Origin of the sequence: Bradyrhizobium sp. AZCC 1721 (assembly GCF_036924715.1) — a bacterium.
Classification (GTDB): Bacteria; Pseudomonadota; Alphaproteobacteria; order Rhizobiales; family Xanthobacteraceae; genus Bradyrhizobium.
In genome coordinates this window covers 3,878,342-3,890,453 of the sequence record NZ_JAZHSB010000001.1, presented here as the reverse complement: position 1 = coordinate 3,890,453, position 12,112 = coordinate 3,878,342, and the positions used below count along the sequence as shown (strand labels likewise).

Sequence of the window (12,112 nt, the reverse complement as noted above, 5' to 3'; positions counted from 1 at the left end):
CCTTGGACACCGATTGGTGTGGGCAGAGCGCGCCGATTCACACGTGGCATCGTATAATGCGGCGCGGATGCCCGCGACGGCTGAGGGCGCGCGAATGCGGAGCGCTGCCGCAGTCCTGTTCAGAGGATGGCGCTCAATTGCGTTGTTCACCGCTCTGTTGACCATTCGACAGATATTGCCAGATTGTCCGCCTGTATGAGAGCGTAAGACGGGGTACCCGCTACCCTGTCTGGTTGTTTGAAAGTGGGGGAATACTTTGTATGGCCTGACCCTGCGCTGGGACCATTTTTATTCACCACAGACAGCTCTTATGACGGGCTACGCGGTCAGGATCGTTTTCTTCAGTGCATTGAGACTGAGCCTCTCTCCCATATCTCTTCTCTGAAGTTTCTTCGCGAGCAATAATTCAAATGGTTTCATGATCGCCAGGGTGCGTCATGCGGAGTGAGTGGGAGTCAATGTCGATTGAAAAAATGTTCGAGCTGCACCAACCGATGCAGTCAGTTTTTCCGCGAAGAACTGCTCGCCAAAAGGGCAGCGCTAGAAGATCGATTTCATCAGTTCAACCAGCCGCGGAGCGATTTAGCAAGCGCGAAGCCCACTCGGCGGGTGAAGCCGTCGATCTAACTAAACCGCCAATCGAGATTCGGTGTAAGAAGCGGTGTCGCTCGGTGAAGGTCGGGGGCGCCTTTGCGCCGTTGACGCTTGCAGCGCCTCTGCAAGACGGACCGCTTCTCTGAGCTTTTGAAGTTCGGCCATGCGGTGGGAAAGATCGAGGTCTATTTGCGAGAGACGCTGCTCAGATAAAATAAACTGATTCATCTTTTAATCCTCTCACCAACGCACCACTCAGAACCTTGCAGGTTATTCCCGTGGGCGCGTGAAGGTCTGCCCGCTTTGTTACACATGGCTGGACAAATATGAGCGAAAGCATGTATGGCGGCTCGAAATGGCTGGACGCCCAAATAAACATGGTTCCGAAGCGTCATATAATATGATTAAACAGCTCCCTTTCATATTGCTGCCCCTTAAATGGTGGAATTAATATTTTCATTCCGAAAAGAGAGCGCTCGCGATGGACGATCGCGAGCAGATCGAAGACCGGCGCCAGTTCCTAATCTCAGCTGGTCGTTTGCAGCCGTGACGCCCCCGCAATTACGCTGCTGCTTTCAACTGCTCTGACCTCGGATGCAATCGCGCATACGGGTGGCGGGCCAAGGGGCAACAACGGCTACGAACGGCAAAGACGAAAAAGTATCGGTGATCCAGGGCCTTATCCTGAGGGCAACTGGAACTCCTAGGCATCCCCGGGGCCTCGTTCTTTTTCGCCGCGTGCTTGTGCGCGTGAACAACTTCCGATTTTCCAGTTCTACCTTTGGGGCGGAGGCGGTGCCGACGCCGCGCTACCACTTTGACTTGAGAGAGGGCGACGATCTCGCCCCCGACGACGAAGGACTGGAACTTCTTGGCAGTGAGCGGGTGCAGGAAGAAGCCGCCCGCTCACTAGCCGACATGGCACGGGACGCGATCAGAAAGAACGACGCCGGGGCGGGGCACCAAATGGGCAATCGAAGTCCGTGACGACAACGGTTCCGCAGGTGAAGTTGCCGATTGTGGAGTGTGGCCGAGGACGAGCAACAGGCGTCATGTGTCGGATCCGCCTTGCGGTAGACCAATAACTTTCCGAATAGGCGGCCGATTGGTCTATGAACTCCGAAGATGTTGCTCGATCAGTTCGCGAGCGGCCTCGAACACGTCTGGCGAGGAAGTCATGGTCTGGTTAGTCTCAAGCATCAAAAGTGCCTGCTCGTAGATCTCATGGCCTTCCTCGGCGGTAATGAGATTATTGCGGACCATCGACTGAAGCATTGCCGCTTGCATGGCGCCGGCCATTAGGCTTGACGCTATGGCCAACTCGAGCGCAGAGAGCTCCTTCATCAAACGCCCCTGTGCAAAGTCAAACAAGTTGACACGTGGTAGAAACTTGCGGGGCAACCGAGTGGTTCCTAGGCGATCATTTGGCGCTTTCCACCCCGAGCGTACAAGCGGCGGAACTAGTTTCATTGTCCGCCCTCATGTTCACCGCTCTGTTGACTATTCAGCAGACATTGCCAGATTTTCCCGTCCATTTGGGAGCGCCAGACGGGTGCCCACTACGCTGTCTGGCTGACTGGAATGGAATACTCCGATGGCCCCGGCGCGATCCCCGCGCCAGGGCCAATTTTTCTTCACGTTTGCCAGCTTAGGGCGCGCGGTCAGGTTCTCGAACCGTAGATCCTAATTTAATACTTTCTGTGCGTTGCGACTGAGCCTCTCTCCCATATCTCTGAAGTTTCGATATCGTGAGCAACAATCAATTGCTTTTCGTGATCGCGGAGACGCGTCATGCCTAGTGAGTGGGAGTCAATGTCGATTGAAGAACTGTTCGAGCTTCACCAACTGATGCAGTCAGTTCTTCGTGAAAAATTGACCGCCAGGAAGAAGCTGCTGGAAGATCGAATACGTCAACTCAACCAGCCGTCCGATAGTGACGGCGGGAAGGATCGCCGGCCTTAATCGGCAACATAGTCGTCGATCTTTCGCGATACGCTCGCTCCGCGCGCAGGGCTGCCTCTTTTTGTCGAACCAGTTCCCGCAGAGTCGCGAGCTCCGCAAACTTTCGGAGTATCTCAGTGTTATCTTTGTCTAATTGATACAGGTAGTAGCTTGGAATTTGGACTTTAGCCCTCATCAGCCCCTCCTACGCTCACCCTGCACCCAGTGATCGAAGGATACCACTCTCGCGATGATAAGTTCCTAAGTCGTTGCCTATTTATCCTGACGTGGGCAGGGGCTGCTTGCGGAACCTGCTGCCGATGCTGTTCACTCCAGAACCTCATACTCGAAGGCCACGCCTTCGGGATCATTTTCCTCGAACCAGCTTTCCGCGACGGTGGTGGTGGCGAAGACCTTGACGTGCTCTGGGTTGCCAACCTGCTTGGTCGTGTTGACGTAGACAAAAACGGTCAATGGTCTCTCCACACAGCTTGATGGCCGCAGACCTTGTATGCATCTAAAGAAAACGGCACCAGCGCTGCGGAAGAAACTGGGGCTGCCTTCTTCCGGGTTGGGGTTGGGCAGCTGGTCCCCAGAACTGGTTGGCTCAAAAAGTCGTCTGATATCGGCGGTCGATACTCGCTACCTAGCGATACTTGTCAGGCTTGCCGTTTGGGCTGCCGTCGCCGCCGCCGTTGCCGTTGCCGTTGTTGCCTTTCGGCCCCCAATGGCCGTTCGCGCCAGAATGCGCGACCGCATCGGAGGTGAGAGAGGTCGATAGCAGCAGCGTTATTGCTGGGGGTGTTACGGCTGCAAACCTGCCAGCCGAAATCAGAAATTTTCGGCGGTCTTCGGTCTCTTGTTGCTCGCGGTCATCCATGACTGCCTCCGAACCGGCAATTTAGATGAGAGTTATCCTGATTTAATTTGAGATGATAATAATATTTAATTCAAATCACTGTCTGCCCGTTGGGCGACACTTGGAGGAAATTTGACACCCCAGCGTGATCGAAGGGCGGCCTGACGTCGGCGCCACGCTTGTTTGGGAGCACTGCATCGCACACACAATTGTTCCCGAAAAGTCACACCAAGCGGGGAACTCTTCGCGCAGAAAAGGCTTGGTGTTGGCAACTTCTGGTCAAACTGATGTTCTGGTCAAACTGAAGGTTCAAATTAGTTTCCTGATGTTAGTCGTGAGTGGAAATTTGGGAAAGATCCATGACCACTTTGCAAGCGATAGCATTTGGAGCCATGCTCGCGTGGACGCCATCGCTCATTATCCTGGCAGTTTCACTATGGGACGTTCGCGAGCTTGAGGGGATGGAATAGTCGGCCGGTTTGCCGAGTTCGGTACCGTCAATCTCGTACGTCAATCTCTATGAATTCCCGCGGCCCCGGTTCGCGCTCCTGCATAAAGGCCGGCTATCTTCGTGCCTGTCACACCCAGTCAGTTCAGCGCGAAACGCACTTCATGTATTGTCGACCCAGGCTCTTTCATCTGCCGGCGCAATCACGCGCTGGACGGGAGATGCCAATGTCATGCGAAAACTGCAATGCTGCGCTACCTCATCACGTCGCAGAAAGGAAGGTAGACGGCATTAGCGCACTGACCACGGCCATGCTAATGGCGATTGCTGTTTTTGGGCTTGCGGTCGGGCTGCGGTTGGCGACGGCTTTTGCGCCTGGGCGACATTGGCCGACTGCCGCGGACGCGGCAGTGGTATCTCGGGCATTACCCTTGGCTGTTCGGGGCTTACCTTTGGCTCTGCAGGCATCACCGTTGGCTCAGAAGCGTTGGCGATGACGAGGGCGAGTTGTTCCTGGCTTGCGTTGAGCCGCTCGGTGAGCGTTTGGCTTTCGCGCGCCATCTGGATCTGGGTCGCTTTGACCTGCTCGATGATACTGTTGTTGCGTGCCATTTCTTGATGGCTCGCCTTGAGTTGGCTCGCGACATTTTCATTGTCGCGGACCAGTTGTTCTTGCCTAACATTGAGCTGTTCTACCGCTTGCCTCAAGGCAGCGAGATCGCGCGTCATCGGTTGGAGTTGCTGCGCCAAGTCGGAAGACATGGCGACGGCAGTCGGCGCTGCGTCTTTGACGGCTCCCGGCGCGGCCTCTGACAGAGGTGCTGGATCCGAGGGGGCGATCATCGCTGTATGAGCGGAGGAGGACAACCACCAAGTAGCGCCACCAACGGATGCTGTCACGAGAGAGCCGACGAAAACCACATAGCGCCAACCCGCCGATCGATGAATCGTTGCCCGCGGGGCGCGAGACGTCTTCATGGTGGTCGGCGGGGCCGAAGGATGCACTCCGGCTTCGCTTAGCAGGTTCGAAAGACAACTCTCGATCTGCCCTTCCACGAACTTGTTGTCCGGCGTGGAAACCATTTTGGTACTCCGTGTCAAATGCAATGGCACCCGCCACCGCGCATCTGCGCTACGACGAACTAACATTTCGACGGGACGGTTTTGAGCCTACGAAGCTTCCAAGGGATGAGCATTCAACTACACGTCACGTCGTCTTTTTCTAATTCACCCGGAACTGTACCGGCGCAATTAACGCAACCGGGAAGGCGGAACTATGTTCACGGCCGGAGAACTACGGAAGGAGTCCTGACCCTTCGCAGTTCCGGCGCCAGCGAAAGGCCTCCTTCCCGGTCAACAGGATGGTGATCAGGCGCGGCCTTTGCTCCCCTTGATCATGGGAGCCTCATCTGCATCGACTATGCCAGTCGGGGCGCTCTGCCGCTGCGCGAACGATATCGAGACCGGCGCAGCGCGAGTAGCAGAGGCCGCTGGCAAAGCGCTTGACCGGAGATTGATATGCGCGCCCGTGAGGGCACCAGCTGGAGGTGGCTCAAAGTCACGCGAAGAGCAAAATGACGGCCGCAACTGTGGTGTCCCGCTCGGGCGTCAGAATAACGCACCGCTGGCCAAGGTCCTTTTCGCGCCATCAATCTTTGCGCTAATTGCCCAAAACGCTGAGCCAAATTTTCAGGTGTTCTGAATGCAGATGTCGCCCGTGAGGCTTTTGTTAGCAATTCTTGTCCTGACCGCGACGTACTTGTTTGGAGCGTATAGCGCTCGCCAGCAATTATTTCCGTTTCCGTTTTTGCAGGCGCTGAAGGCTGGCGTCGCGGGCAGGACGGCTCCTGAAGACCTCTACACGTTTGATCAAACGGGACGGCTCGTTTCGGGCGATCAGAAGAAAGCTGTCACCTGCCCGGAGCAGACGAGCCGTACAGCCGTTCTGCTGCTGATCGGGCAGTCCAACGCTGGAAATCACGGGGGGCAACGGTTCCGCTCGGAACACGGAGAGAAGGTTGTGAATTTTTTCGATGGACGATGCTATGTCGCCGCGTCGCCCCTGCTGGGATCCGACGGCATCGGCGGTGAGTATTGGACCCAGCTCGGCAATCTTCTGCTGGAACGCGGATCGTTCGACCAAGTCGTACTGGCTCCCGTGTCCATAAGCGGCTCTGAGGTCTCTCGTTGGGGGCCGGGCGGCGATTTGAACGCAATCATGACCGACACCGCGAGCCATCTGCAGCGGCAAGGGTATCTTGTGACGCACGTACTCTGGGTGCAAGGTGAGATCGACTACGTGAAGGGAACGAGCGAGAAGGACTACCGCGACCGCTTCTTGTCGCTGGTTAACTCGTTGAGATCTTATAACGTGGCGGCGCCGGTATACATTGGCATAGCGACAAAGTGCTTGGGAGCAACAAATGGAGGAACGCGCTCCCACTCTCCCGACAACGCCGTCGCGCGCGCTCAACTGGCGCTCCCTGAGCCCGGTGCCAATCTGAGAAGCGGAGTTAATTCAGACGCCCTGCTTGACGATTTGGATCGATACGACGATTGCCATTTCGGCTCATCGGGAGAACAGAAGGTCGCCAAAGCCTGGGCAGACTTGCTCTCAAACGCGCCGTGAGCACCTCACACGCGCCGGCAAAACTCATGGGAAGGCCAGCGGCCGGTTTCCATCTGGATGGCGCGACCACAGATGCAATGCACAAGTATCTTGGTGGCGCCGCTTTCGCGCACGTCGCCGAAGGGGATTTTCTGTTCGCGCTGCATCGCACGCACAATTGTACCAGGAAAGTCAGACCAAGCGGGCAACTGTTCGCATCACATAAAATGCCTTCATATCGTCATCGACAAATCAAAATTCGAGCTGTCAACACTAATGGTCGCGGGTTGGAGTTTGGGGAACGATCCATGACCACTTTGCAAGCGATAGCATTTGGAGCCATGCTCGCGTGGACGCCATCGCTCATTATCCTGGCAGTTTCACTATGGGACGTTCGCGAGCTTGAGGGGATGGAATAGTCGGCCGGTTTGCCGAGTTCGGTACCGTCAATCTCGTACGTCAATCTCTATGATTCGCTGTCCTTCAAAACAGCTTGAGTCGATATGGCTCATTATCGTGGGCGCGTCATGAAGAGCGCCTTGACGGATAGATGAGCTGTTTGCGCCGTGCAACATGTCCTCAGCGCGAAGCTGAGGCTAAGAAAGACCGAGCTCGAGCGTAAGTTGCAGGCACCCGATATGGCGTCGAGCGATGCCAGGCCGACGAAGTCTCGCAGTTCCTAGTGCGCTCAGTTAGCCGCGCAGCTCGTTGCTTGGGGATGCGCGACGACTGCAGGGGCGATAGGCTCTTGGTGCCGTATCGCCTCCACAATCCGTATTGCCTCTCTGAGTGTCCGGATCTCGGCCATCCGGTTTTGAAGATCGGTCGAGATCTGCAAAAGAAGGTGCTCTGCCTTTTTAAATGACTGTCCCATTGAAATACTCCTGCCCATCAACAAACTGTATCGGCAATAATGGGAGGCCGACCTCGAATCGCGTGCCGTACGTCCCCTTGCTGGCACCGTATTTTGTACGGTGGATGGTAGGCCGGCTTTGTTTCAGTTTTTCGTCAGTTTTGGAAAAGGTTTCGTGGCCTGTTGTCTTGGAAAAGGACGCCGCCGGTATCAAAATACATGCCCGGCGGCGTTTCCGTCCTAAACTGGGTCGCTTAAATCCCCAGCGGCACCTAGGCAGCAGAAACCATGCCAGTCGCCTATACGGTGTGACGCCGGCTTTGCTGGCGCAGATGCGCAGGCTTCCTTCACCGGGTGCGGTCGGCCGGTCGCTGATCCATTCGCGCGCGCGGGCTGACGACCGCAAAAAGGTCCTGATCACCGCTGGCAACGAAGAGACGCGACATGCCGGTAATCTCGAACCATTTTTCCGGGGCGTCCTCGCTCGCAAACCTTGTCACCAACTTGATTGCTTGTGCAGACAAGTGGAGGCTGGAGCCTGCAGGGGTGCCGTACTTTTTAGCTGACAATCTCCCTGACCTTGATGCCGCGCAAGGCCTCGATGCAGTCAGCCACCAAATGCAAGAACTCTTGCCGCTTTATGCGCTTCACCTGACGCCCTTCCATATTAATTAGAATGAACCTCGCCATGTCGTGGGCGACTTCAAACTGCGATTTGCCGGTAACCTCAACGTCTATTCTCTCAGCCATTTCGCTCTCCGCTAGTTGTAATTGGAAGGCAGCGGTTCACTCCAAGACCTCATACTCAAAGGCTACGCCTTCAGGATCGTTTTCCTCAAACCACCTTTCTGCGGCGTCCACATTGGCAAACCCCTTGATGTGCTCGGGATCTCCACCTGCTTGCTGGTATTGACGTAGACAAAAACGGTCATTGGTCTCTCTTCAGCTTGCGCTTGCCCCAATGATGAGTTTTGCGATCGGGATTAAAAACCCGCTCGACGTGACGGTTCAACGCCCGCATGACGCCGATCCGGGCCAGCATCGTGGCCGCCGTTCTCTGCAACGAGGATCAGCGCCTCCATGGCGGCCTGCCATTCTGGCGCGGAGTGCTCAGCCTTCGATAGCTTCGTGATGTAGCTGGCGGCTTCTTTCAAGGTGAGGAGGCGCCGGCCATCCGGGAGCGGTATTGGATCCTCAAACGAGGCGGACCAAGGCACGGAAATGACTTCTTTCAATTGTTTGGGGCGGTGCTCTGACAGACCACCGTTACTAATGGCTTGCTTAAATGTTCATGTGTTGTTCTTGTCGGGAAAATCTGGCAGTTCAGGGGATGTAGCATGCCCGGTATCGACTTTTACCGAGCCGAAATCGACCACATGCAGGTCCAGGTCGGAAGACAGCATAAGGAGATCCTGCAGCTTCAGCGTGCCGGCATTTCCACTGCATCGGCCGAGCTGCTGCTCACGAGGATGCTGGCGAAGATCGAGGGGCTGTGCACCGAGTGGGATCTGCTCAAAGCAGAGCAGGGCGGTCCAACAAAAGGGCGCGTGCTCGGCGGCCGGAGTTGGTGATGCCGGAGCCGCTGCAGTGGTCCGACGAGAAAGGCGACAGCTCTCCATGGCTCAGAGCGCTGGCCGAACTGCGCCAGCGGGCTGCGCGTGAAGGTTACGCTATCAACACGTCCAGGCGATCACAGTCGCGATCGATCAGTACGCAGAGAAGGCGCTGGGCAATCGCGATTGCTTCCTGAACAAGCCGTACGGGTCGGCTAACCACCCAAAACGGGGCAGCACGACCTCCGCGCTTGCTGATGTCCGAAAGCAGAGGTGTGAAATGACCTACAAGTATTTGATTCTATTGGTGAGCGCGGAGGGACTCGAACCCTCGACCCCATGATTAAAAGTCACGTGCTCTACCGCCTGAGCTACGCGCTCACTCGCCGCGCTGTGTAGGGGGCGGGCCCCTGCGGGTCAATAGCACAAGCACGGCAAATTCGTGGTCTGCTTGATCCCAATTCTCTTTAGGTAGCTAAAGGTTAGTTCGGCTTCTTCAACCACCCGGCGGCAATCAATCCACGGCGGTTAGTTGACCTCGCGGCGAATCTCGGAGGCGACCGGCTGGGACTGGGTGTTGACCGTCGGCAGGGTGACCGGGCGCAGCCCGATCAGTTCCGCCGTCCGCACCGCGCTGTTACGCCAGAAAGCGAAGGAATTGATACGGGAGTTTTCCAAAAGCGCGATCGCGACCGCCGCGAGGAACGGCAGGCTTTGCAGCACCAGCACGCCCGCGAAGATATAGATCTCGCGCACTTCCTTGTAGCCGTTGGTGACGACCAGAACGGCGGCGCCGATCAGCAGCAGCACGCCGATCACGGCCTCCCAGAACGCCTGGAATTCGATCGACATCCGCGACAGACCGCCCTTGGAGGTGCGGGCAAAGGCGAGGTGCTCGGTGATCAGGCCCTGGGCCACCGCGCGCGACACCGTCCACTGTACGCTCATCGCCGCTATCATGGCGCCTAGCATCTGGCCGGCCTTGATCTTCACCCGCAAGCGGTAGAGCGCGACGAAATGGATCAGCGAGACTGCGAAGGAGGCGATGATCGGCAGCGTCAGGATCTTGTCGGGAATGGCGATGTCGGCAAACGCCACGATCGGCACCCAGATCAGGTTGAGGATCGCCACGACGACGCCCAAGCTTTCGGCGCCGAGCCAGTTCAGCCAGCCCAGCGAAAATTCGCGGCGCTGGTCCGGCGTCAGCCGGCTCGCGCCGGGCAGGAAGCGCCGCCAGTGCTTCTTGACGATCTGGAAGCCGCCATAGGCCCAGCGGTGACGCTGCTTCTTGAACGCCTCATAGGTGTCGGGCAGGAGGCCCTCGCCATAGCGGAAATTGGTGTAGTGCGTCAGCCAACCCTGCTGCTGGATGGTCAGGCCGAGGTCGGTGTCCTCGCAGATGGTGTCGCTGGACCAGCCGCCGGCCATATCCATCGCGGAGCGCCGGATCAGGCACATCGTGCCGTGCACGATGATCGAGTTGAACTCGTTGCGCTGGACCATGCCGATGTCGAAGAACCCGGCATATTCGCCGTTCATGATGTAGTGCATCAGCGAGCGGTCGCCGTCGCGGTGCTCCTGCGGCGCCTGCACCAGGCCGACGCGCGCGTCGGCGAACACCGGCACGAGATCCTTCAGCCAGTCCGGATGCACGACATAGTCGGCGTCGATGATGCCGATGATCTCGGCATCCGCCGCGGTGCGCTCCATGGCGATGCGAAGCGCGCCGGCCTTGAAGCCCTGCACCTTCTCGGCATTGATGAACTTGAAGCGTTCGCCGAGCGCACGGCAGTGATCCTGGATCGGCCGCCAGAATTCCGGATCAGGCGTGTTGTTGATGATGCAGACGCATTCGAAATTCGGGTAGTCGAGCCGCGACACCGCATCCAGCGTCTGCTTCAGCATCTCGACCGGCTCGTAGTAAGCGGGGATGTGAATCGAAACCTTCGGGAAGGCGACGTTCTCGCCGATGGTGGCGGGCGCTAACGGCGCGCTCTTGGTAATCAGCCGGCGCGGCCCGCGGCCGAAGGCAATCGCCGCGATTTCGTCGATGCGCGCCATCGCGATCAGGATCAGCGGAATCAGCAGGATCAGGCCAAGCGTCAGCGCAAAGGCCGAGCCGAACACGAAATAATGCCCGGCCCAGTAGGCGAACACGGTGGAAACCCAGGCGCCGACGCCGTTCGCTGCCGTTGAAAGCAGCAGCGCCTGCATGATTGTCGGCTGCTCGAGCCGCAGGATCGGCAGCGACATCAGGATGCCCATCAGCAGCGCGATCGCGGCGAGCTTCCAATAGTTCTCGTTCACGATCGGACCGGTCCACGCGAATTTCGGTTCGCGATTGGCATCGAGGATGCCCCAATAGGGGCCGACGCCGCCTTCGAAGAATTTCCAGGGCTGATCGATCGCCTCGACGATGTTGTAGTCGATGCCGATCGCTTCCGCGCGGGTGACGAAATTACGCAGCACCGAGGCCTGTTCGAACGGGCCGGGCTCGGCGTTCCTCAAATTGTATCCGGCGCTCGGCCAGCCGAACTCGGCAATCACGATCCGTTTGCCGGGAAACTGATCGCGCAAGAGCTGGAACATGGCCACCGCCTGATCGACGGCTTGCTTGTCGGTGAAGTTCTCCCAATAGGGCAGCACGTGCGCGGCGATGAAATCGACAGAGGACGCCAGTTCCGGATTGTCGCGCCAGATGTTCCAGATCTCACCGGTCGTCACGGGAACGTTGACGGATTTCTTGACCTGCTTGATCAGGTCGACCAAGTCGTTGATCTTCTGCTCGCCGCGGAAAATCGTTTCGTTGCCGACGACGATTCCGTTGACGTTGCTGTTGCGCTTGGCGAGGTTGATCGCCGCCTCGATCTCGCGCTTGTTGCGATCGGAATTCTTGTCGATCCAGGCGCCGACGGTGACCTTCAGGCCGAATTCGGCAGCGATCGGCGGCACCAGTTCGACGCCACCGGTCGAGGAGTAGAGACGAATCGCGCGCGTGATCGTCGAGAGCTTCTTCAGGTCGGCGCGGATCTTTTCGATCTGCGGAATATTGTCGACGTCGGGATGCGCCGAACCCTCGAACGGCGCATACGAGACGCTCGGCAGAATGCCCCTGAAATCGGGCGCCGGTTGCTTTTCCTGGAAGAGGCCCCACAGCCCGGCGTGAGCTGCGGTGACAAACAGCAGAACGGCGACGACAGCGCGCATCGGGGGCTAAACCATACGGGGCTGCAATTTATGGGAAGCGAACCTGTCC

The 12,112-nt window shown here is 57.6% G+C and carries 12 protein-coding genes and 1 tRNA gene; 4 read left to right on the top strand and 9 right to left on the bottom strand.

The window, feature by feature from the left end; genetic code table 11:
* Positions 1-627: 627 nt before the first annotated feature.
* A complete protein-coding gene (locus V1273_RS18585; RefSeq protein WP_334362773.1) occupies positions 628-822 on the bottom strand; it encodes a hypothetical protein in 195 nt (64 codons plus the stop codon).
* A gap of 366 nt (positions 823-1,188) precedes the next feature.
* Here V1273_RS18585 and V1273_RS18580 point away from each other — a divergent pair, with 366 nt between their 5' ends.
* Positions 1,189-1,581 (top strand): DUF6894 family protein, encoded by a 393-nt coding sequence (locus V1273_RS18580; RefSeq protein WP_334412321.1) that lies wholly within the window; start codon positions 1,189-1,191, stop codon positions 1,579-1,581.
* A 123-nt stretch (positions 1,582-1,704) separates the two neighbouring features.
* On the opposite strand, the gene V1273_RS18575 is transcribed toward V1273_RS18580, so the two are convergent.
* Positions 1,705-1,938, bottom strand: coding sequence for a hypothetical protein (locus V1273_RS18575; protein WP_028345985.1), 234 nt, complete (start codon positions 1,936-1,938; stop codon positions 1,705-1,707).
* 468 nt (positions 1,939-2,406) lie between these two features.
* On the opposite strand from V1273_RS18575, the gene V1273_RS18570 reads away from it, so the two are divergent.
* Positions 2,407-2,556 carry a hypothetical protein gene (locus tag V1273_RS18570; protein ID WP_334410509.1) on the top strand — a complete coding sequence of 50 codons (150 nt, stop codon included), beginning with the start codon at positions 2,407-2,409 and terminating at the stop codon, positions 2,554-2,556.
* A gap of 306 nt (positions 2,557-2,862) precedes the next feature.
* Here the strand turns inward: V1273_RS18570 and V1273_RS18565 are convergent, their stop codons facing one another.
* The 3 genes from V1273_RS18565 to V1273_RS18555 all read right to left on the bottom strand — a co-directional run bounded on the left by V1273_RS18565 (position 2,863) and on the right by V1273_RS18555 (position 4,925).
* Entirely contained in the window at positions 2,863-3,009 is a 147-nt protein-coding gene (locus V1273_RS18565) for a hypothetical protein (protein ID WP_334410508.1), read from the bottom strand.
* Positions 3,010-3,181: 172 nt separating this feature from the next.
* A complete protein-coding gene (locus V1273_RS18560; protein WP_334362769.1) occupies positions 3,182-3,415 on the bottom strand; it encodes a hypothetical protein in 234 nt (77 codons plus the stop codon).
* A 718-nt stretch (positions 3,416-4,133) separates the two neighbouring features.
* Positions 4,134-4,925, bottom strand: a complete 792-nt coding sequence (locus tag V1273_RS18555; RefSeq protein ID WP_334362768.1) for a hypothetical protein — start codon at positions 4,923-4,925, stop codon at positions 4,134-4,136.
* Positions 4,926-5,544: 619 nt separating this feature from the next.
* Between V1273_RS18555 and V1273_RS18550 the strand changes: the two genes are divergently transcribed.
* Complete coding sequence (locus V1273_RS18550; RefSeq protein ID WP_334410507.1) at positions 5,545-6,471, top strand: sialate O-acetylesterase; 927 nt, start codon at positions 5,545-5,547, stop codon at positions 6,469-6,471.
* A gap of 5 nt (positions 6,472-6,476) precedes the next feature.
* Here the strand turns inward: V1273_RS18550 and V1273_RS18545 are convergent, their stop codons facing one another.
* Positions 6,477-6,617 carry a hypothetical protein gene (locus V1273_RS18545; protein WP_334410506.1) on the bottom strand — a complete coding sequence of 47 codons (141 nt, stop codon included), beginning with the start codon at positions 6,615-6,617 and terminating at the stop codon, positions 6,477-6,479.
* Between the two features lie 1,244 nt (positions 6,618-7,861).
* Positions 7,862-8,053, bottom strand: a complete 192-nt coding sequence (locus tag V1273_RS18540) for a hypothetical protein (RefSeq protein WP_156908450.1) — start codon at positions 8,051-8,053, stop codon at positions 7,862-7,864.
* A 587-nt stretch (positions 8,054-8,640) separates the two neighbouring features.
* Here V1273_RS18540 and V1273_RS18535 point away from each other — a divergent pair.
* Positions 8,641-8,874, top strand: a complete 234-nt coding sequence (locus V1273_RS18535) for a hypothetical protein (protein WP_334410505.1) — start codon at positions 8,641-8,643, stop codon at positions 8,872-8,874.
* Positions 8,875-9,161: 287 nt separating this feature from the next.
* Here the strand turns inward: V1273_RS18535 and V1273_RS18530 are convergent.
* A tRNA-Lys gene (locus V1273_RS18530) sits at positions 9,162-9,237 on the bottom strand.
* Between the two features lie 147 nt (positions 9,238-9,384).
* Positions 9,385-12,063 (bottom strand): glycosyltransferase, encoded by a 2,679-nt coding sequence (locus tag V1273_RS18525; RefSeq protein WP_334410504.1) that lies wholly within the window; start codon positions 12,061-12,063, stop codon positions 9,385-9,387.
* Positions 12,064-12,112 lie beyond the last annotated feature (49 nt).

What these genes read in the sequence shown, in the direction of transcription:
- V1273_RS18525 (WP_334410504.1), bottom strand. Translation starts at nt 12,063, where the DNA reads ATGCGCGCTGTCGTCGCCGTTCTGCTGTTTGTCACCGCAGCTCACGCC.
- V1273_RS18550 (WP_334410507.1), top strand. Translation starts at nt 5,545, where the DNA reads ATGCAGATGTCGCCCGTGAGGCTTTTGTTAGCAATTCTTGTCCTGACC.
- V1273_RS18570 (WP_334410509.1), top strand. Translation starts at nt 2,407, where the DNA reads ATGTCGATTGAAGAACTGTTCGAGCTTCACCAACTGATGCAGTCAGTT.
- V1273_RS18580 (WP_334412321.1), top strand. Translation starts at nt 1,189, where the DNA reads ATGCAATCGCGCATACGGGTGGCGGGCCAAGGGGCAACAACGGCTACG.
- V1273_RS18585 (WP_334362773.1), bottom strand. Translation starts at nt 822, where the DNA reads ATGAATCAGTTTATTTTATCTGAGCAGCGTCTCTCGCAAATAGACCTC.
- V1273_RS18555 (WP_334362768.1), bottom strand. Translation starts at nt 4,925, where the DNA reads ATGGTTTCCACGCCGGACAACAAGTTCGTGGAAGGGCAGATCGAGAGT.
- V1273_RS18560 (WP_334362769.1), bottom strand. Translation starts at nt 3,415, where the DNA reads ATGGATGACCGCGAGCAACAAGAGACCGAAGACCGCCGAAAATTTCTG.
- V1273_RS18575 (WP_028345985.1), bottom strand. Translation starts at nt 1,938, where the DNA reads ATGAAGGAGCTCTCTGCGCTCGAGTTGGCCATAGCGTCAAGCCTAATG.
- V1273_RS18535 (WP_334410505.1), top strand. Translation starts at nt 8,641, where the DNA reads ATGCCCGGTATCGACTTTTACCGAGCCGAAATCGACCACATGCAGGTC.
- V1273_RS18540 (WP_156908450.1), bottom strand. Translation starts at nt 8,053, where the DNA reads ATGGCTGAGAGAATAGACGTTGAGGTTACCGGCAAATCGCAGTTTGAA.
- V1273_RS18545 (WP_334410506.1), bottom strand. Translation starts at nt 6,617, where the DNA reads ATGCAGCGCGAACAGAAAATCCCCTTCGGCGACGTGCGCGAAAGCGGC.